A 20,065-nucleotide genomic window follows, 5' to 3' on the forward strand; every position below is an offset into this window, starting at 1 on the left:
CCTAAAATAATACATAAATTTGATACGAAAAACATAATCAAAATATGCAAAAAAATAAACGGAATTATGCTATATATATAATTATGATGGCTGTCTTTTGCAGTCTGATTTATTTGGCTATCTCTAATGGGGAACGGTTCAGTCATTTACAATCAGTACGTTCAAATACTGATATATCTCCATTTACCATGTTTCTCAACATTATTGTCGAAAATTTAAGCCATCCTCTCACTATACTCTTATGCCAAATAATCGTGATATTATTCACAGTTCGTATCTTTTCTCAAATCTTCAAATATATCGGGCAACCCGGAGTCATCGGAGAAATTGTTGCAGGAATAGTACTCGGCCCTTCCCTTTTAGGCTATTTCTTTCCTGAATTTTCAGAAACTTTATTCCCCCTCAATTCGTTACATAACCTCGAACTTATCAGCCAAATAGGACTAGTGCTTTTTATGTTCGTCATTGGCATGGAACTCGATTTCGGAATTTTGAAAAATAAAATAAATGAGACATTAGTTATCAGTCACGCAGGTATCGTAATTCCCTTCTTCTTAGGTATAGTATCATCCTTTTGGGTATATGAAGAATATGCAGCTGCACAAACTGACTTTCTCCCTTTTGCTCTATTTTTAGGAATATCAATGAGCATCACAGCATTCCCAGTTCTTGCCCGTATTGTACAAGAACGAAATATGACACACACACCTGTAGGCATCTTATCATTAGCATCTGCAGCAAATGATGATGTCACAGCCTGGTGCCTGTTGGCTGTAGTTATAGCTATTGCCAAAGCTGGAACATTTGTAAGTGCACTATATACAATAGGGCTTACTCTAATTTATATACTACTTATGTTCTTAGTCATACGTCCATTTTTAAAAAAAATTGGGACTTTATATGCAAACAAGGAAGTTATTAACAAATCTTTTGTCGGTTTCATATTTTTAATCTTGATTATTTCCTCGGTAACGACAGAAATCATCGGTATACATGCTCTCTTCGGAGCATTTATGGCAGGAGTTGTAATGCCCGTCAATTTCGGTTTTCGTAAAGTTATGATGGAAAAAGTTGAAGATATAGCAACTGTATTATTTCTCCCTCTCTTTTTCGCATATACCGGCCTCAATACTCAAATTGGACTTATAAACTCTCCCACCCTCTGGGGAATTTGCATTATGTTTATATTAGTATCAATAACCGGAAAGCTAGGAGGTTGTGCATTAGCAGCACGTTCTGTCGGAGAAAATTGGAAAAACAGCTTTATTATTGGAACTTTAATGAATACTCGGGGGCTAATGGAGCTTGTAGCCCTGAATATAGGAAGAGAAATGGGCATTTTACCCCCTGAAATTTTTGCTATACTGGTTATTATGGCATTAAGTACTTCTTTTATGACAACTCCAATGCTTATCGGTGTTGAAAAATTATACCATAAAAAAATAAACTTAAGCCAATACCAACGAATTGTGCTCTCTTTCGGGCGACCAGAAAGTGGAAAGTTGCTCCTATTTATAGCTCGTATTTTATTCGGGAAACAACTAAAACAAATGAAAATTATAGCAAGTCACTATACATTAGGTACTGACTTGGCACCAGTAAAGGCTCTACAATATGCTAAAGAAAGCTTTGCTCCTATTATGCGAGAGGCATCAAAACTACATCTAAAAATAGATAAAAGATATAAAGTTACCGATAAGCTGAATCAAGAAATCATCCAATTAGGAAACGAAGAACATACAGACCTTTTACTCTTAGGAGCAGGTCCCCGCTTCATGTCAGAAAGCTATAATTTGGAAAACAAATCTGAACACTTTAATATCCCCGTCATTTCCCACTTTGTACATTTCCTGAAAGAATCTCCCCTGCATTTACCAGGCATATTATTACGAGAAAAAATAGAATCTATTATGTCTAAGGTCAACTGTCCAGTCGCTGTATTTGAAAATAGAAACTTTAAAGGAGCCTCCCGCTACCTATTTATTCTTGATGGAGATAAAGATAAATTTTTATTGGATTATCTCGATACAATATTCAGTAATGGAGTATCCAGAATAACTCTTTTATTAGTAGACAAGCCATCAATAGGTAGTCTCTTAGAACAAAAAATCATAAAAGTAAAAGAAGAATATCCAAATAAAATCATTACAGCTCCCTTAATGTCTGAAAACACCCGTTTCTCTACCCAGAAAGATATTCTATTTTTAAGCTATGACACCTGTAAAAATCTATCTTCTGACACAAGAATATATGCAGAGTTCCCCTCTTTTCTTGCTATACGCCCCGCAACAGAGAATAGCAACAGATCTTAACTGTATCTTTACTAAACAAAAGATACCGGTATAATCCCTATTCCTGGCAATTCTGTCGATATAATTTTTCCCTCCTTTAGCTCGGCACCTCTAAAGCAATCATTAGTAATAAGCAAGTTTCCATCAAGGTCTGCCCAATCGGCCAAAGGAGAAAGTTGTGCTGCCGCACTAATAGCGCAAGAAGTCTCAGTCATACAGCCAAGCATAATTTTCATTCCTGCCAACCTTGCTTTCTCGACTATGCAATATGCCTCAGCCATTCCTGCACATTTCATCAATTTAATATTTACTCCAGAAAATACATCTTTTACCACATCCAAATCAGCTAATCGCTGAAAAGACTCATCTGCAATCGTCGGAATCGGACTCTTTTCTGTCAACCAAGCCATATCATCAATTTGTTCCTTAGGCATAGGTTGCTCCGCAAATATAACTCCTTGCTCTTTACACCAAAACAACATATCCAAAGCATAATGTTTATCGGTCCAACCCTGATTAACATCTACACAAATAGGACAATTCGTCACAGAACGTATCGCCGATATAATCATTTTATCGGTATCCCTGCCCAATTTAACTTTTAATAATCGAAAATCTTTCGCTTCCTTAGTTTTTTGTTTAATTTGATCTTCCGAGTCAATACCTATCGTAAAAGACGTATAAGGAGCTGATAATCTATCAAGTCCCCATATCTGCCACCATGCTTTATTTATCGCTTTTCCATATAAATCGTGGATAGCAATATCTACAGCAGCTTTTGCGGCAGCATTTCCCTCCTCAACAGAGTGCACATAAACCAGAATTTCTTCTAAAGACTGGGCTAAAGAAAACGGACCTAATCTCAGTTGAGATAAAAAGCGGATCACCGACTCTTGATTTTCTTTCAAATAAGGAGGTAACGACGCCTCCCCATATCCAATATATCCATCGCTCTCGACTGAAACTAATACTACAGGAGTCACATTGCGAGACGAAGTAGCCAAAGTAAAAACATGACGTAGCTCTAATGTATACGGTTTATATGAAAGTTTCATCACATTTTCTAATTTTCCAGTTCATTTTCAGTATCCTCTTCTGAGTAAGATTGTAAACCTGAAGGAAGCTCTTTTTTGGCTTTAATTCCCAAAGTCCTCAATTTTTCTGCTTTACTTATTAAATTACCCTTACCTTCTTTCAACTGGCTAAATGCTTGCTGATAGCTTCGAGCAGCTTTATCTATATTGGTACCTATCTCAGTCATCGAATTTACGAAACCTACAAATTTATCATATAATGATGCACCCTGATTTGCAATTTCTATTGCATGGCGACTTTGCTTATCTCGATTCCACAAATCTACGATCAACTTTAATGCAGCAATCAGATTAGTAGGNGGTGATCATAAGCAAATTGCCATAAAGTAGGCTCTTGTTGCATAGCAACTAAATATGCCGGTTCGTTGGGCACAAACATCATAACAAAATCAAGAGATTCTACATAATCCTGATATCGTTTGGCGGCCAATTCAAGAACATGATTTTTGAGAGAACGAATATGTTCTTGCAAAGCTTTTGTCGCATCTTCTGGAGATTCGGCATCGACATAACGAGAATACGCTGTCAGAGAAACTTTCGAATCTATAATCACTCTTCTTTTATCCGGATAAATCACAATAATATCTGGACGCATTTTCCGTCCATCTTCATTTATCTGAGCTTTCCCAACTTCATCAGCCAAGGTCTCTTGAGTAAAATATTCTCTACCTTTCACCAGTCCAGACTTCTCAAGAATGCTCTCTAAAATCATCTCCCCCCAATCACCTTGAACTTTATTATCTCCCTTAAGAGCTTTTGTTAAATTATTTGCTTCTTGACTAATTTGTCTGTTCAACTCTACCAACTCTCGTATTCGAGTATCCAGACTAAATCTCTCCTTTGACTCCTTATCATATGTATCTTCTACTTTTTGCTTAAACTCTACTAACTTCTCTTGCAACGGAGTCAATATGCGACCTATATTTTCTTGATTTATCTCAGTAAAACGTCTTGACTTTTCTTCAAGAATTGAATTAGCCATAAGGCGGAACTCATTATTCATTTGTTCTCGCATTGTTTCTGCCTCATCTCTTTGAGCTGATAAACGGTCATTCAATATACGATTATCTGCTTCTAATCGAGATACAATTAATTTTTCCTCATGCAGTAACTCTTCTGATTTTTTTTGCCCAGTTCTCGCTTCAATCAATTCTTGCCGTATCTGTTTTCCTGAATTATATTGCATAATAAATACGACCACTGCAACCAATAATCCAGATAATAATCCAATAATAAGATAAATGATTTCCATACTACACCTTTCACTTCGCAGAAGTTAATACTAGTCCTATATATGTACAAAGAAGCCCTATCATTACACTTCCTAGAATATACAATAAAAATAAAATCGAATTTCCACTGCGCAATAAAATCAACGACTCGTTGGAAAAGGTTGAAAATGTAGTAAAACCCCCACATAGTCCAACAATTAACAACATCCGTAATTCAGTAGAAAACCATTCGAAACGCCCCGTAAATCCGTATAACAAACCTATAAGAAAACATCCTGAAAGATTTACAATGAACGTCCCCCACGGAAAACATCCAGAAGAATGAGCAACAATAAAGCGAGATACTATATACCGAAAAATACTCCCAATAAAACCACCTAATCCCACCAGTAAAATTGTCCTCATGCCTCAAACCTTAATTCACAACCACAATTTTCCTCGTTTACTATTCCTTTATCATAGACTTTTACTCCATTGACAAAAGTAGTCTCAATCGTAGCAGGAAATGTATATCCATAAAAAGGCGACCATCCACACTTAGACAAAATATTTTCTCGAGTTACAGTATACTTCTTTTGTGGATCTACCAATACTAAATCGGCATAATACCCCTCTCGTATATAACCTCTTTTCTGTACTCTAAATAATTCAGCTGGAGCATGACACATCTTTTCGACCACCTTCGTCATAGAAATCTCCCCTCTGTAAAACTTATCAACCATTGTCAATAGAGAATGTTGTATCAACGGTCCACCTGAAGCTGCTTTTAGACATGACCCTTGTTTTTCCGACCATAAATGAGGCGCATGATCAGTAGCAATAACATCTATCCGATTTCCATTCACGGCTTTCATCAACGCCAATCTATCTGCCATAGTTTTTATTGCCGGATTCCATTTTATCAAATTTCCACATTGGGCATAATCATTATCATCAAAAAACAGATGATGCACACACACCTCTCCAGTAATACGCTTTTCTGACAACGGTTTGTCCTCTAATAAAGATAATTCTTTAGCCGTTGAAAGGTGTAATATATGTAAACGTGTATTATATTTTGATGCCAGCTCCACAGCCTGAGCTGATGATGCATAACAAGCTTCAGCACTACGAATAAGAGGATGAAACATAACTGGCAAATCTTCCCCAAAACGAGATACGTACATCTCCCGATTAGCTTTTATAATCTCCTCCTTTTCACAATGTACAGCAATAACCGAAGAAATCTCCCTAAATATATTTTCTAACGTCCGAGTATTATTTACTAACATATTACCCGTAGAAGACCCCATAAAAACTTTCACTCCGCATATTCGTTTGGGATTTATTTTCTTTAATTCGGCAAGATTATCATTATTCGCTCCTATATAGAAAGAATAATTGACCACCGAAGTCCGTGCTGCTCGCTCAAATTTCCATTCCAATGCATCTATTGTCGTTGTCTGTGGAACTGTATTAGGCATTTCCATATAAGAAGTAATACCTCCAGCTGCAGCAGCCATTGATTCACTATGGATATCAGCCTTATATGTAAGCCCAGGTTCTCTAAAATGTACTTGGTCATCAATAACCCCAGGAATTAACCACTTTCCAGAAGCATCTATAATTTCATCAGAGATATTAATCATTCTGTCATACAAATCCCCTTCATATATCTGCTCTATTTTATCGCCCTGTATGAGAACAGAACCTCTAAATTCTCGATTCTCATTAATAATCACTGCGTCTTTAATCCAAATTCTCTTCATTGTATCTTTTTGCTGGGATATTTTTTAAACCAACTTCCTATTTTCAATTGTATCACTCCTAAAACTGCCTCACCGAAAATACTCGAATTCATTTTACTGACCCCTAATACTCGATTTATAAATATAATAGGAACCTCGACTAACTTAAACCCACATTTATACGCTGTAAATTTCATCTCTATCTGAAAAGCATACCCTTTGAATCTGATAGTATCCAAATTTATCGTGTCCAATACTTCCCGCCGATAACAAACAAAACCGGCTGTCGTATCAGCAATTTTCATTCCAGTAATCAAGCGCACATACTTAGACGCATAATATGACATAATCACTCTCCCCATTGGCCAATTTACAACATTTACTCCCGTTATATACCGAGATCCAATAGCCATATCTGCTCCTTTTACAGCACAAGCTGACCACAATTTTAATAAATCATTCGGATTATGGGAAAAGTCAGCGTCCATTTCAAATATATAATCATATCCTCTCAAGACCGCCCATTTAAAACCCGTAATATAAGCCGTTCCCAAACCTTGTTTACCTTTACGCTCCAGCAGATGTAAACGTTCTGGAAATTCATCTTTCAGACGTTTTACGATTTCAGCTGTCCCATCCGGAGAACCATCATCAATAATCAGAATATGAAAAATTTTTTCCAAAGCAAATACAGCCCGAATAATATTTTCTACATTCTCTCTTTCATTATATGTAGGTATTATTACCACTCCATCACATCCTATAACTGTATCTACCTGTTTCATACTTCATTCATTTCTTTTTTGATCAATCTCCTTTAAGCCTATCAGTTACAACAATTATATAAACAAGACAAATATACTACATTTTCAAAAAAAGCAACAGTTATAAGAAAGCAATAAAATTAGCAAATCAATAAATTAAATTTTCTTAGAATTTCCATTAAAAATCCACGATAAACAAGAACTAATTTTTAACAGAAAATCAAGCCCCTCGTTCATTGTCCATCATCAATCATTCATTACTTTTGTAAATCAATAAAAAATTCTCTTTTCCATACATTCAGAAAAGAGTCATTTTTGTTCTAAATTTACACTATGGATACAGAACAACTATATACACTTTTCAATACTCCGGCCCGAATAAAGGCTTTACAACATTTTATTAGCGATAAAAAAAAAGGGACTTTGCATATTAACGGCTTACAAGGCTCTGCCGCAGCATTACTTTTTTCCTCTTTATTGTCATCTAATCGACATTTTATATTAGTGGCTAACGACTTGGAGGAAGCCGGATATTTATACCATGATTTGGTACAAATCAAAGGAGAAACATCGATATTATTTTTCCCATCCGGATACAAACGGGCAATCAAATACGGACAATCTGACTCGGCTAATGAAATATTAAGAACCGAAGCTCTCAACAGATTGCAAGAAAAAAACAAAGCACTTATTATAGTTACATATCCCGAAGCACTAGCTGAAAAAGTCGTAAAAGCGGATTTATTAAACCAAAAAACACTACGACTAAAAAAAAATGAATATATAGAATCTACTGTCGTTGCAGATACTCTTTTTGAATATGGTTTCGAACGGGTCGACTATGTATATGAACCTGGACAATACGCTGTACGAGGCAGTATCTTGGATGTGTATTCATTCTCAAACGAATTACCATATCGAATAGATTTTTTTGGGGACGAAATAGAAAGTATCCGCACATTTGACATTGAAACTCAATTATCAAACGAACAACTTGACAATATTAGTATTATTCCTAACATGTCTGAAAATGGCATATTTGGAGAATCTTTGCCAGAATTCATTGATGAAAGTGTTATATGGGCATTTCATGATTTTACATTTTCTGTCAATAAAATAGAAGCTATCACAAATGGAGCTATTTCTCCTCAATTATTGATAGCCGAAGAAGGGGATATAAATGCCATAAAAAAAATCATAAATCCTGTAAAATTTAAAAAAAAAATACTTGAGTTTAAACGTATCGAATTTGGTTCTCGAACACAAACTACATATTCAGCCATCTTACATATTGAATGTCAACCACAACCGATATATCATAAAAACTTCAATTTGGTAAGTGATTCGTTCAAAAACCTCATTGCAGAAGGTTACTCTTTATATATTCTCAGCGATAGCGAAAAACAAATAGAACGTTTACAAAATATTTTTAAAGATCGTAAGGATAATATAAAGTTCACCCCTATATTAAAGACTCTACACGAAGGTTTCATCGATAAAGAACAAAAAATTTGTTTTTTTACAGATCATCAGCTTTTTGACCGATTCCATAAATATAATCTAAAAAGTGAAAAAGCTCGTTCAGGGAAATTAGCTTTAACACTGAAAGAACTCAATCAATTCGAAACAGGAGATTATATTGTACATGTAGATCATGGAGTCGGCAAATTTGGAGGATTGATTCATACCGAAATCAATGGTAAGATGCAAGAAGTCATTAAATTAATTTATCAAAACGACGACATTCTCTTTGTAAGCATACATGCATTGCACAAATTAGCTAAATATCGGGGAAAAGAAGGTGAACCACCGCGCATCAACAAACTGGGAACCGGTGCTTGGGAACGCATGAAAGAAAAGACTAAAAGCAAAATGAAAGATATTGCTCGAGACCTGATAAAGCTCTATGCAAAACGACGAGAAGAAAAAGGTCACGCTTATCCCCCAGACTCCTTTTTACAACAAGAATTGGAGGCATCTTTTATATATGAAGATACTCCTGACCAATTAAAATCTACTGCAGAAGTAAAACAGGATATGGAACAAGAACAGCCTATGGATCGCCTCATTTGTGGCGATGTAGGTTTTGGAAAAACTGAAATAGCCATACGCGCCGCTTTTAAAGCAGCATGCGATAATAAGCAAGTTGCAGTACTAGTTCCTACTACAGTATTAGCCTTCCAACATTACAAAACATTCGCTGACAGACTAAAAGACTTCCCTGTGAAAATAGATTATTTGAGTCGAGCTCGAAAATCCTCAGATATACGAAAAATTATCCAAGAACTATCCGAAGGAAAAATAGATATCCTTATCGGCACACACCGTATCATTGGAAAAGATGTAAAATTTAAAGACTTAGGTTTATTAATCATTGATGAGGAACAAAAATTTGGCGTAGCAGTAAAGGAAAAATTAAAACAAATGAAAGTTAATGTCGACACTCTTACCATGTCTGCAACTCCAATACCAAGAACTTTACAATTTTCTCTTATGGGAGCCAGAGATCTGTCGGTAATCACTACACCTCCCCCTAATCGCTATCCAATACAAACCGAAGTTCATGGATTTAATGAAGATATAATAAAAGAGGCTATCAATTTTGAAATGAGTCGCAACGGACAAGTATTCATCGTCAATAATCGAATACAACAAATTGACGAACTGGCCACTCTAGTACATAGATTAGTTCCTGATGCTCGTATTTGTACCGGACACGGGCAAATGGAACCAGATCGTTTGGAACAAACCATTATAGATTTTGCTAATTATGACTACGACGTATTGATAGCTACAACTATTATAGAATCTGGTATTGACATTCCCAATACAAACACAATTATTATCAACAATGCTCAGAACTTTGGTCTCAGCGAACTACATCAATTACGGGGCCGAGTAGGGCGAAGTAATAAAAAGGCTTTTTGTTACCTGCTTACTCCTCCTTTACATACGCTCAGTACAGATGCACGCCGGAGACTACAAGCCATCGAAAGTTTTTCCGAGTTAGGCAGTGGTGTTCATATTGCCATGCAAGACCTCGACATTCGAGGTGCCGGTAATTTATTAGGTGCAGAACAGAGTGGATTCATCGCAGATTTAGGATATGAAACATACCAAAAAGTTCTGAAAGAAGCTGTTGAAGAATTGAAAAATGAAGAATTTTCAGAATTGTATAACGACGAAAATAATAAACATACGAATGAGAATGAAATTTTCGTCACAGACTGTATCATCGAGTCCGATCTTGAACTCTTGTTTTCCAATGAATACATCCCTAATGTCTCAGAACGAATTTCCCTCTATCAGGAGCTCGACAACATGGAAAAAGAAAGTGATATACAACAATTCACATCAAAACTCGAAGACCGATTTGGCCGTATTCCAGAAGAAGGTAAAGAGCTTATTCGAGTAGTACGTCTAAGACAATTAGCCAAACAACTGGGTATGGAAAAAATTGTTTTAAAACAAGGAAAGATGATACTGTTTTTCGTTTCTGATTCACATATCCGTTACTTCCAGTCAACCGCTTTCGGTAAAGTTATCTGTTACCTGCAAAAAAATCCTCGACAATGTCAATTACGTGAAATAAAGGAGAAACGATCTATGGTAATATCAAATATTAATACTGTAGAAAACGCTGTTTCAGTATTAAATGATATATTGCACCAAGAATCAATATAAAACCGAAACTTGCTGCGGCAATCGCCCCCCTCTTTCTTCTATTATCTGTAACTATACATCAATGAACCTCAATGATTCAACTTTTGATAGGCGGTTACGTAAATACGCCATTTCTGTACGACGTATACGTAATGTCACATCACAATCCATGTCAAAATATTGCGATATAATAGTTACATTGTTTTCCTTTATTATATGCATAACATCATTTAAGAAAGGATATTCAAAACAAATGCGTATATCATCTTCAACTAAACATTCTATGATTTCATTTGCACGAATAGCTTCGGCTGCAGCTTCACGATATGCAACAATAAGTCCACTCGTTCCTAACTTTATCCCTCCAAAATAACGAATTACGATAATTAATATATTGGTCAAACCAAAAGAATTTATTTGTCCTAATATTGGCTTCCCTGCTGTACCAGAAGGTTCCCCATTATCATTCGACCTGAAATCTTTACGTTCATATCCCAACATATAAGCCCAACATACATGCCGTGCATCATAATATTTTTTCTGATAAAGCCCAATATATTCTTTGACTTCTTCAACTGTAGATACCGGAATAGCAAAAGAGATAAACTTACTCATCTTCTCTTTATAAAGACCCTCAGACAAACACGCTATTGTTTTATAGACATCTTCCATCACAATACAAAAATATGAAAGAGTTAGCAGAAGTCCAAATATCCCATTTTTTAAGCCAATTATTTTCTTCTATGGATACCTTATTTTATCAGATTTTCTTATTTTTCCAATTTGCTTTTTTCAAATAAAAAAACGAAATGGATAATGTCACTATCCAATAAATATATTCAACAAACCAACAATATTGAACGGATGGCCTCCACCAAAAAATAATAAAATAAATAGCCAAAAGATATACCCCCGCTGTAATCATTTCTATTAAAAAGGTCGACTTAGTATTACCTGTTCCCGCAACAGTATTAAAAAATATACTTCCCGGTACTGTAATAAGGTAATACAGTACCATGGTAAACAAAGACGGAATACTTTCCTTTATCAATGCTTCATTATCTGTATAAATGTGTAATAAAAGAGTTGGCTGCACAAACACAAAAAACATTAAGGGTATAATAATCATATAACATATTCGTATAATACGCCTTGCTATGGGCATCACTTCTTGAGGACGTCCAGCACCCATTGCATTACTAACCAAAGTACAAGACGTCGCAGCAAAAGCATTTACCGGCATAAAAAATATAGTAGAAACACTACGCACAATATTTGCAATAGCCAAAGATCGTTCACCCAAATGCTCAATAGCTACAAAAAATATAAACCATGTAATTATCGGCAAAAAAAATTGTATCATAGTCCATATAGAAACACTTAATACCCGCACAATAACTTTAGGGTCAAAACCCGAAATATTAAAAAAAGCATACTTTTCCCCATCTACCTTCATACCGGTATATAACATAAAAAATATAACCGAAATAAATTCTGATAAAACTGACCCCAAGGCCGCTCCAGCAATTCCCATCTCCGGGCAACCGAATTTCCCAAACACAAGCATATAATTAAGAGCAATATTTGCCAAAGCCATTATAACAGCATTGACTGTAAGAATTCGAGTCTGAGTAATACCCACATAAAATGCTCGAAACATGGCAGCAACAAAAGAAAAAAATAAACCAAAAATTCGATAGTCAAGAAATTCTATTGTTGCGCTATAAATAGCTTCAGAACTAATCATCCAATGCAAAAACCAAGGAGCACAAATATCATTTATCCCAAACAATAATGCTGCTAATAAAATCATAAAAAATGTGCTCTGTAACATTATACTTCCAATAGCAGAATATCGGCCCTCACCATTACGTCGTGCCATCAGTATCTGTGCTCCAGTACTAAACCCAAAACCAATCATATACACAGACATATAATATACTCCTGCTAAAGCTGAAGCTCCTAACTCTATTTCTCCTACCCGCCCTAAAAAAGCTGTATCAGTAATATTTATAAGGTTTTGTACTACCAAACTAATAAGGATAGGATAAGCTACTCGCCATATTTCTTTTTTAGTAAACACAATCTTATTTAGTTAAAAAATTAGATAGAAATGATTAAACCTCATTATACAAAATAAGTCCAACAATTAAATCATTCTATAATAAACATTATATTCTAATTATCTTTCCCAGATATAAATATTTCTACTTTTATTATATGAAAACAGAAAACAAAACCCACCTATACAAGTGGGCTTCTAATATATCCATGCTCTCTCAACAATCTTTTCTTCTATAATAGAAAAAAATTATTCAGATTAATTTATTTGTTGTAGTATCTGGAAATATAACTGTAGGCGTAAATGTCTTAGCTTCTTCAAAATCCATCATAGCATACGACATAATAATAACAATATCTCCTGGCTGAACCTTACGGGCAGCAGCTCCGTTCAAACAAACCATGCCAGATCCCCGCTCCCCCTTAATGACATACGTAGAAAAACGTTCTCCGTTATTATTATTTACAATATATACTTTTTCATTAGCTATAATATTGGCAGCATCCATAAGATCTTCGTCAATCGTAATACTACCTATATAATTCAGATCAGCCTGTGTAACTGTAACCCGATGTATTTTAGATTTTACAACTTCTACCAACATAATTCTATTTCAATAATTTCCATGCCATCTATCAACGATGGTAAATAACATTATCTATCAAACGTACCTCTCCACAATACACTGTGACGCATCCAACAACATAATCTGTTTGGTCCCAACTTTCTACCGGTAGCAGAGTACGCCCATCAACTATTTCATAATATTCGACCTCCAATCCGTCAACAGCATTTATCGTATCTACTACAAAAGCAAGTGTCTCTGCAACAGTATGATTTTGAGCAAAGGTACGACTTTTAAACAATGTAGCAGAAATATTTAATGCATTTTTTCTTTGTTCCGGAGTCAATCTACGGTTGCGGCTACTAAGAGCCAAACCATCTTCTTCTCTAACAATCGGACAGTCAACAATTTCTACCGGAGAATTTATCAATTTCACCATCGAACGAATAACTGCAATCTGTTGAAAATCTTTTTCTCCAAAATAAGCCCGGTCAGGGGTGACTGCATAAAATAATTTACTTACAATCTGAGCCACTCCATTAAAATGACCTGGACGATATTTCCCTTCCATCACTTCCGCTACAGGGCCAAGCTCAAACACCCGGGTATCTTCTTCCGGATACATTTCCTCTACAGATGGAACAAAAGCAATAGTACAACCTACCGAGCGTAACAATTCACAGTCAGCCTCCAACGTTCGAGGGTAATGTAATAAATCATTTTTATCATTAAACTGTGTAGGATTTACAAAAATACTTACTACACAACAATCATTTTCAACGACACAACGTCTCACTAACTGTAAATGTCCATTATGCAGTGCTCCCATAGTAGGGACTAGACCTACTTTACCTCCATTAGCCTTAACTGCAACTATTTTTCGCTGCAAATCAGCTATTTTAGTAATTATTTCCATCTTGCTTTTTTTAAAATCGGATGCAAAAGAAGCAAATAAAACCCAAATGACGAAGTATTCTACTAAAAAATATTATACAAAATACAATTTTCTATTTACTATTTTGGCAAATAAGGTGTTCCAAAAAGAAAAACAACTTCAAAATCTTCTTTAGTAAAAATCTCAAAAAATTCTTGTTATAAAAAACATCATCTTTTTACAATCCTTATTTTAATCATATATTTAAATACTTAATCACAATTTATCACACAATCATAAAAAATGGGCTTTATTACTTTCTTGCATGTTAATACTTCTAATATTTGGAGATTTACGATAATTTTTTTATTATCTTTGCAAAATAATTATAGAGATAAGAGGACTTAGACAGATGAAAGCCAATAAGGTATTATTTATTACACAAGAAATTACTCCGTATTTACCGGAATCAGAAATCGCCACCATCTGCCGGAATCTACCACAAGGAATCCAGGAAAGAGGACGAGAAATACGCACTTTCATGCCCAAGTATGGCAACATTAACGAACGCAGAAATCAACTACACGAAGTTATCCGCCTGTCAGGTATGAACCTAATTATAGATGATACCGACCATCCGCTTATAATTAAGGTTGCCTCTATCCAAGCAGCCCGTATGCAAGTATATTTTATCGATAATGATGACTATTTCCAGAGAAAATTTACAATAGAAGATGAAAATGGCGTCGAATTCGAAGATAACGATGAACGTAGTATATTCTATGTCCGTGGTGTTATGGAAACAGTAAAAAAACTACGTTGGGTCCCAGATATTATCCATTGTCACGGATGGATAACAGCATTAGCTCCTTTATATATTAAACGGGTATATGCAGAAGACCCTTCTTTCAGAAACTCAAAAATCGTATATTCTGTTTATGACAACGACTTTAAAATCCCTTTTAAAGCAGGATTTGCCAATAAATTGATACAGGATGAAATAAAATTATCAGATTTAAAATTCAAGCCTGAAGATTCGGTCGATTGTACGACTCTTACAAAACTGGCAATCGATTATTCTGACGGAATAATACAAGCCAGTCAAACTATAAATCCTGATATACAAACTTATGCTCAATCGGCAGGAATTCCATTCCTCCCTTATCAAAATTCAGAAACATACATCGATGCATATAATGATTTCTACGATGTGGTATGGGAAAATGCCAATAAATAAAAATTACAGGAAAATATGAAACTTAAATGGATACTTCCCCTTGCATTGATAACGGCAATGGTTGCTTCATGTAATGATGATCTTAATCAAATAGGCTCTTCAATTGACGATACTGTTATATCCATAATAGAAGACTCCACTTTTAGTGAAAATCTTTCCATAAAATCTATTCCAAACGAAGCAATACCCAACAGGACCTTAACACAAATGTTAGGGGCAATGAATATTCCCGAGTATGGCTCCTTGCGTTCTGGATTCATGACACAATTAATTCCCTATAATGAATTAGACCTAGATGCAATATATCAAGATAAAATAGATTCACTTATTGTTACATTTACTTATAAAAGTGATGCATTTATAGGTGACTCTTTAGCTCCTATGCAGGTAAGTGTATACGAACTCGATAAAGAATTACCAACGCGCTTATATAGCAATATAGACCCTGAAGCAGAAGGATATGTCGACTTATCCAAAGTTATAGGCCAATGCAGCTATTCCGCGTCTAATTTAAACATACCTGATTCTCTTTACTATGCAGGATACAAGACTATAGAAGTAAGATTATCTGACGAATTAAAAGACCGTCTATATAATGCTTATAAAGCAAATCCTGATCAAATGATGGATATTGACTATTTTAAAGAAATATTTCCAGGATTATATGCACGTAACACTTATGGTACAGGTTCCATATCCAACATCAGTGAAACCATCATGGGATGGTGTTACAAAAAGAAAGTGCGTGATTCAGAAGGAAATTTCATAACAATAAAAGATGATGAAGGAAATATTCTAAGAGATTCCGTTATTTCAACATCGACTGCCGGATATGTATTTACCAATGCTGTACCATCCATCAACTTAATACAAGCGAACGTTGCATCCAATATAGAAAAGGCTATAGCTCAAGGGAAGGTATATATACAAGGCCCGATAGGTTATGATGCAGAAATCAAATTTCCAACTCGTAAAATTATTGAAGCATATGAAAATGCCAAAAAAGATAAAGAAGATATCGTATGTTTGCTAAATGCTGTGACACTCTCTATACCAGTTGTCGATCCAGGAACAAACGAACATGGAGTTGTCCCTCCGCCTTACTTACTATTTATGCGTAAAGGGGGAAAAGTATATAATAGTGATAATGTGTTAGTAGAAACCAGTAAAAATATTTTCTTCAGCGATAAATTATTACCTGATAGTAAAAATTATTTCTACGCAACATATGATGCAACTAATCATGTGTACAATTTCGGGAATATCCGAGGTTTTATTACTAGCATTATGGAAAAAAATCCTAATACTGATAATCCTGATGCAAATGAAGATATGATATTAGTTCCTGTTGATATAACAACAGAATCATCATCAAGTAGCAGTGCTGAAACAATCACTGCTATGACCCCATACATCGCCAAACCATCTCAGGTTGAATTAGATACAGAAAATATAAAAATAAAGCTTATATACAGTATCAAAAAATATTGATATAAATCAACAAAAAGAAAAAATAGGTGTACCAAAAAGTGGTATTTTTCGAAAAAAGTACTACATTTGCACCGTTTTCGCCGCAATAGCTCAGTCGGTAGAGCGTTTCACTCGTAATGAAAAGGTCGCCGGTTCGATTCCGGCTTGCGGCTCAAGATAAAATAAATCTATATATCAGTAATTTAGGTATTTAAATCAAATTATCGATATTCTTTGAAGCCTTGTTGAATATTAAAAAAAAGAGTTTTTTGTCCACTTTTGGACAAAAAAACGAATCTAAAACGAATCTTTTTAATTTCAACGATTATGGCAACTCTATATCCGACTATAGTTCCAGCAAAAATATTAAAAGACGGTTCTCATAAAATAAGAATAGCCGTTGGTCATAAACAAGAAACCAGATATATTGTCACTTCTATTTCCGTTAAAAATATTTCCGATTTAAAAAAAGGACAAATATCCGGGAATCCTCAAGCAAATGTTAAACTAAGAAATCTTCTAAATCATTATCAGGAATTATTAGATAAAATAGACCCTGAATATTATTCTCCAGCCCAACTAAGAGAATACTTGATTTCTAAACCCGGCAAAGATACTACTGTAGATATATTACGAAAAAAGACCATATCAGATTTCAGAGAAAATGGACAAGATAGTTATGCAAATATGTATGACAGATCTATAAAATATTTTTTAGAGTCAACCAATGGCGACATATCATTTCAGGGTATAACACCAGACACTATTCGAAAATTCCAAAAATATTTACAAAAAAAAGGACTTAATGATACTAGCATAGGAATACATATGTCTCATCTAAAAGCATTAATCAATATTGCAAAAGAAAAAAAAATTGTAAAATATGAAGATGATCCATTCATAGCTTATGTAAAAGGATATACTAAAGAAAGAGTTCTCGATATCTCTATTGACGAATTCAAAAAAATACGAGACAGTGACTTTACAGAAAAATCACTTTGTTTAGCTCGAGATATATTTTGTTTGTCTTATTATATGGCGGGAATTAATCTCATTGATTTAATGTCGATAAACTTCAAAAAAAATAATGATAGCATCGAATATATACGAGAAAAATCTAAAAGAACAAAAATTGGAGAGAAAAAAATATCCATGACAGTACAACCTGAAGCTTGGGAAATAATAAATAAATATATAGATAAAAATGGAAAATTGAATTTTGGATATAAATTCTCATATCCAAATTTCAGAAATTATATAACAAAAAAAATTCAAAAAATGGCAGATAAATTGGAATTAAACAAACGTGTCGTTTACTATTCTGCTCGCAAATCTTTTGTACAGCATGGTTTTGAATTAGGAATACCTCTTGAAGTCTTAGAGTATTGCATAGGGCAAAGCATGAAAAAAAATAGACCGATTTTTAATTATATACGAATTATGCGTAGAATTGCAGATGAAACAATCAGAAAGATTTTAGATAATGTAAAATAAATATTATAATTCTGATAGAATAGGGAGAGTTAGTAAACATCTCCCTATTCTATGTGGTCGTAACATCTCTTTTTATCATGGAAGAATTATTTTATAATGATTATCTCTAAGCCATTTACCCATATCGTTTACTAATTCAGCCAATTTTTGGGGATTTGCAGGTATATCATCTAAAAGTGTAAATTCTTGGGTTTCATTAAACTCCTTTTCTTTAAAAATACACACTATATTATTAATAGTATCAGAGCAAACCCAATATCCAGCCTTGTTCTGTGATTTCTGAAGAATAAACCTGTCGTTATTCATAGATAAATACGTTTTACAGTTATTTTTATACAATCATTCATCATGCACTCTGCAAATAATCTATCACGGTATTTGCGAGCTTCTTGGATATTTAGAGCTGTTATCTCTTTTGAATCTAATTCGTTTCCGTCTCTGTCTAAATATATTAATTTATAAGTTCTCATCATATTAAGGATTTATTTCATGACCAATTATAATTTTGTGAGGCAGTAATCTGTTTTTCAGGACATTTGTACTTAATAGCTAAACTACAAACTGGTACGATTAAATTCTTTTTTAATTCTCGTACTTTAGTTTTACTTAATTCAGTATAGCAAATATAGTATAAAATATATTCATTTATAAAAGAATGTATTTGTTTTTGCATACTGAAAAATATCTTCATTGGTAATATTAATATACATAAGCAAAGAATTAACTGTTTTATGCCCCGTAAATAGCATGATAATAGGCAAAGGAAGTCCAGCTATAAAAAGATTAGTTGCAAAAGATCTACGCGCTGTATGAGAAGAAACAAGTTCATATTTTTCTTTTATTACCTGTTTATATTCCATCCCTTTTTCATATTCACAAACAATCTTATCTGTAATACCAGCTTTCTTGCAAATACGTTTTATCGTATAATTATATGCTTGTATCGAAGGCAATTTAGGAAGTTTATAATCATATTTTTCGAGTATTTCTCGAACAATCCAATGAATTGGAATTTTTACAATCTTCCGGTTCTTTTTTGCTTTTTTGTATATAATGTTTTTCTCTATATTAATATTTTCACACAACAGATTAGAAAAATCAGAAATACGCAAACCGGTATAAGATTGTATCAAAAAAGCATCTCTAACCCGATTTGCTTCATCTGATAATTGTGGACAATTGTATATTTTCAACAATTCATCTTCAGACAAATATATTAAACTATTTTGCTCCGGCTTAAGGATTATATCCTTGTATGAGATATTTACTAAATATCCATCTGCTTGTGCTCTTGATAATACAGTCTTTAAGCGCGAAAAATAAGTACATATTGTATTGTGTTGGAGCTGATATGTATCAGAACGCATAAAATTTATAAACTTATTCAATAACGATTTACTCAAAGTATCCGTTCTAATACTTACATTATAGATTTTTGAAAATTCGTCTATCCTTTTTATTAGCAGTTTTAAACTTGAAGAATAATCTTTACTATATATTTTTTCATCAATCAATTTTTCTATATAAATATTTAATCCAATACCTTTTTGTGGGAACAAAATACTACTTATGTAATTCAAATGTTTAGACAT

Annotated in this window: 15 protein-coding genes, 1 tRNA gene and 1 pseudogene; 6 read left to right on the forward strand and 11 right to left on the reverse strand. The window is 34.1% G+C overall.

Going from position 1 to position 20,065, the window contains the following annotated elements; all coding sequences use genetic code 11:
• Positions 1 to 44 precede the first annotated feature (44 nt).
• The gene (locus BN2628_RS07990) at positions 45 to 2,312 is read left to right on the forward strand and encodes a cation:proton antiporter (RefSeq protein WP_055096723.1); all 2,268 of its coding nucleotides are present in this window, start codon (positions 45 to 47) and stop codon (positions 2,310 to 2,312) included.
• 11 nt (positions 2,313 to 2,323) lie between these two features.
• On the opposite strand, the gene BN2628_RS07995 is transcribed toward BN2628_RS07990, so the two are convergent.
• From BN2628_RS07995 to BN2628_RS08015, 5 genes and pseudogenes are all read right to left on the reverse strand, one after another.
• Positions 2,324 to 3,346 carry a dipeptide epimerase gene (locus BN2628_RS07995; protein WP_021932085.1) on the reverse strand — a complete coding sequence of 341 codons (1,023 nt, stop codon included), beginning with the start codon at positions 3,344 to 3,346 and terminating at the stop codon, positions 2,324 to 2,326.
• An 8-nt stretch (positions 3,347 to 3,354) separates the two neighbouring features.
• Positions 3,355 to 4,637: pseudogene (locus BN2628_RS08000) on the reverse strand (DNA recombination protein RmuC).
• 10 nt (positions 4,638 to 4,647) lie between these two features.
• Positions 4,648 to 5,022, reverse strand: a complete 375-nt coding sequence (gene crcB / locus BN2628_RS08005; protein WP_055096725.1) for a fluoride efflux transporter CrcB — start codon at positions 5,020 to 5,022, stop codon at positions 4,648 to 4,650.
• Complete coding sequence (locus BN2628_RS08010; RefSeq protein ID WP_044225398.1) at positions 5,019 to 6,365, reverse strand: dihydroorotase; 1,347 nt, start codon at positions 6,363 to 6,365, stop codon at positions 5,019 to 5,021. The genes crcB and BN2628_RS08010 overlap by 4 nt, the downstream gene beginning before the upstream one ends.
• Entirely contained in the window at positions 6,362 to 7,129 is a 768-nt protein-coding gene (locus BN2628_RS08015; protein ID WP_044225401.1) for a polyprenol monophosphomannose synthase, read from the reverse strand. Before BN2628_RS08015 ends, BN2628_RS08010 begins: the two co-directional genes overlap by 4 nt.
• 312 nt (positions 7,130 to 7,441) lie before the next feature.
• On the opposite strand from BN2628_RS08015, the gene mfd reads away from it, so the two are divergent.
• Positions 7,442 to 10,792, forward strand: a complete 3,351-nt coding sequence (mfd, locus tag BN2628_RS08020; protein ID WP_044225404.1) for a transcription-repair coupling factor — start codon at positions 7,442 to 7,444, stop codon at positions 10,790 to 10,792.
• A gap of 51 nt (positions 10,793 to 10,843) precedes the next feature.
• Here the strand turns inward: mfd and BN2628_RS08025 are convergent, their stop codons facing one another.
• The 4 genes from BN2628_RS08025 to panC all read right to left on the reverse strand — a co-directional run bounded on the left by BN2628_RS08025 (position 10,844) and on the right by panC (position 14,314).
• Positions 10,844 to 11,443, reverse strand: coding sequence for an IMPACT family protein (locus BN2628_RS08025; RefSeq protein ID WP_044225407.1), 600 nt, complete (start codon positions 11,441 to 11,443; stop codon positions 10,844 to 10,846).
• 88 nt (positions 11,444 to 11,531) lie between these two features.
• On the reverse strand, positions 11,532 to 12,854 hold the full coding sequence (locus BN2628_RS08030) for an MATE family efflux transporter (protein WP_055096727.1): 1,323 nt from the start codon (positions 12,852 to 12,854) through the stop codon (positions 11,532 to 11,534).
• Positions 12,855 to 13,086: 232 nt separating this feature from the next.
• A complete protein-coding gene (panD, locus tag BN2628_RS08035) occupies positions 13,087 to 13,437 on the reverse strand; it encodes an aspartate 1-decarboxylase (protein ID WP_021932076.1) in 351 nt (116 codons plus the stop codon).
• A 31-nt stretch (positions 13,438 to 13,468) separates the two neighbouring features.
• Positions 13,469 to 14,314 (reverse strand): pantoate--beta-alanine ligase, encoded by an 846-nt coding sequence (gene panC / locus BN2628_RS08040; protein ID WP_044225410.1) that lies wholly within the window; start codon positions 14,312 to 14,314, stop codon positions 13,469 to 13,471.
• Between the two features lie 370 nt (positions 14,315 to 14,684).
• On the opposite strand from panC, the gene BN2628_RS08045 reads away from it, so the two are divergent.
• The 4 genes from BN2628_RS08045 to BN2628_RS08060 all read left to right on the forward strand — a co-directional run bounded on the left by BN2628_RS08045 (position 14,685) and on the right by BN2628_RS08060 (position 18,473).
• Positions 14,685 to 15,509, forward strand: coding sequence for a glycogen/starch synthase (locus BN2628_RS08045; protein ID WP_044225413.1), 825 nt, complete (start codon positions 14,685 to 14,687; stop codon positions 15,507 to 15,509).
• 15 nt (positions 15,510 to 15,524) lie between these two features.
• Positions 15,525 to 17,000: a DUF4270 family protein gene (locus BN2628_RS08050; protein ID WP_044225416.1), complete on the forward strand. Its 1,476-nt coding sequence runs from the start codon at positions 15,525 to 15,527 to the stop codon at positions 16,998 to 17,000.
• Positions 17,001 to 17,079: 79 nt separating this feature from the next.
• Positions 17,080 to 17,152, forward strand: a tRNA-Thr gene (locus tag BN2628_RS08055).
• A 154-nt stretch (positions 17,153 to 17,306) separates the two neighbouring features.
• The gene (locus tag BN2628_RS08060; protein WP_055096729.1) at positions 17,307 to 18,473 is read left to right on the forward strand and encodes a tyrosine-type recombinase/integrase; all 1,167 of its coding nucleotides are present in this window, start codon (positions 17,307 to 17,309) and stop codon (positions 18,471 to 18,473) included.
• Between the two features lie 75 nt (positions 18,474 to 18,548).
• On the opposite strand, the gene BN2628_RS08065 is transcribed toward BN2628_RS08060, so the two are convergent.
• Positions 18,549 to 18,779: a hypothetical protein gene (locus BN2628_RS08065; protein WP_055096732.1), complete on the reverse strand. Its 231-nt coding sequence runs from the start codon at positions 18,777 to 18,779 to the stop codon at positions 18,549 to 18,551.
• 335 nt (positions 18,780 to 19,114) lie between these two features.
• Positions 19,115 to 20,065, reverse strand: coding sequence for a tyrosine-type recombinase/integrase (locus BN2628_RS08070; protein ID WP_055096734.1), 951 nt, complete (start codon positions 20,063 to 20,065; stop codon positions 19,115 to 19,117).

It is taken from the genome of Gabonia massiliensis, from assembly GCF_001403595.1.
Classification (GTDB): Bacteria; Bacteroidota; Bacteroidia; order Bacteroidales; family Coprobacteraceae; genus Coprobacter; species Coprobacter secundus.

Bases quoted from the DNA above. Each gene is read 5' to 3' on its own strand.
- BN2628_RS08015 (WP_044225401.1), bottom strand. From the start codon at position 7,129: ATGAAACAGGTAGATACAGTTATAGGATGTGATGGAGTGGTAATAATA.
- panD (WP_021932076.1), bottom strand. From the start codon at position 13,437: ATGTTGGTAGAAGTTGTAAAATCTAAAATACATCGGGTTACAGTTACA.
- BN2628_RS07990 (WP_055096723.1), top strand. From the start codon at position 45: ATGCAAAAAAATAAACGGAATTATGCTATATATATAATTATGATGGCT.
- BN2628_RS08050 (WP_044225416.1), top strand. From the start codon at position 15,525: ATGAAACTTAAATGGATACTTCCCCTTGCATTGATAACGGCAATGGTT.
- BN2628_RS08045 (WP_044225413.1), top strand. From the start codon at position 14,685: ATGAAAGCCAATAAGGTATTATTTATTACACAAGAAATTACTCCGTAT.
- crcB (WP_055096725.1), bottom strand. From the start codon at position 5,022: ATGAGGACAATTTTACTGGTGGGATTAGGTGGTTTTATTGGGAGTATT.
- BN2628_RS08010 (WP_044225398.1), bottom strand. From the start codon at position 6,365: ATGAAGAGAATTTGGATTAAAGACGCAGTGATTATTAATGAGAATCGA.
- panC (WP_044225410.1), bottom strand. From the start codon at position 14,314: ATGGAAATAATTACTAAAATAGCTGATTTGCAGCGAAAAATAGTTGCA.
- mfd (WP_044225404.1), top strand. From the start codon at position 7,442: ATGGATACAGAACAACTATATACACTTTTCAATACTCCGGCCCGAATA.
- BN2628_RS08025 (WP_044225407.1), bottom strand. From the start codon at position 11,443: ATGGAAGATGTCTATAAAACAATAGCGTGTTTGTCTGAGGGTCTTTAT.
- BN2628_RS07995 (WP_021932085.1), bottom strand. From the start codon at position 3,346: ATGAAACTTTCATATAAACCGTATACATTAGAGCTACGTCATGTTTTT.
- BN2628_RS08070 (WP_055096734.1), bottom strand. From the start codon at position 20,065: ATGTCTAAACATTTGAATTACATAAGTAGTATTTTGTTCCCACAAAAA.
- BN2628_RS08060 (WP_055096729.1), top strand. From the start codon at position 17,307: ATGGCAACTCTATATCCGACTATAGTTCCAGCAAAAATATTAAAAGAC.
- BN2628_RS08065 (WP_055096732.1), bottom strand. From the start codon at position 18,779: ATGAATAACGACAGGTTTATTCTTCAGAAATCACAGAACAAGGCTGGA.